The sequence below is a fragment of the Psychrobacter sp. 1U2 genome (assembly GCF_051847575.1).
This window is the reverse complement of record NZ_JBPYDC010001668.1, coordinates 1-546: the sequence shown is the minus strand read 5'-3', so window position 1 is coordinate 546 and position 546 is coordinate 1. Positions and strand designations below refer to the sequence as shown.

1 protein-coding gene is annotated in these 546 nt (G+C 40.3%); it reads right to left on the bottom strand.

Annotation, left to right across the window (positions count from 1 at the left end):
• A partial coding sequence (locus tag ACS8FD_RS23780) for a hypothetical protein (RefSeq protein ID WP_439277662.1) occupies positions 1-446 on the bottom strand: 446 nt, incomplete at its 3' end.
• Positions 447-546 lie beyond the last annotated feature (100 nt).

The following is a 546-nucleotide window of genomic DNA, read 5'->3' as shown; positions in this document are numbered from 1 at the left end:
GTGGAAAAGTTATAATCGTCATCAGCTAAGGTGTCTTTTAACGATAAATTATTATCTGTTGCTACATCTTGCTGCGGTAACAGATGTATAAGTTTATTAATCGTTCTATCAATAAGCGCACTTCGATAACTTCCCGTATGAACATATTGAGTCAGCTCATATTGCAACAATTGATGAGCAAATCGCCCTACCCGGAAATACTGAGCAGTTAATAGTGTACCATCACTCTTACTATAGGCTAATAAGCTAAGCTTTGTAGCCAAAGTAGCCAGTTGGGGCAAGTTAGCCATTATTAATGCACCACTGATCTCGTGGTAATCTCTTCCTATACGCTTAAAATCAGGATAAGTATCTAACTGCCAGTCCTCAGACACTAGTGATAACTGCTGATCAAAAAGTGGGAGAAGCCATTCTAGCGTCACCATTTCATTTGGCTGGTTTTTCATAGGATTATCCTAACTCGTTTAGGCACTAATTTTTTGCCATGCATTAACCTGTGGATGGGCAATGCGGCGCATATTTGAAGGTCGCCAAAACAGCGCCTCT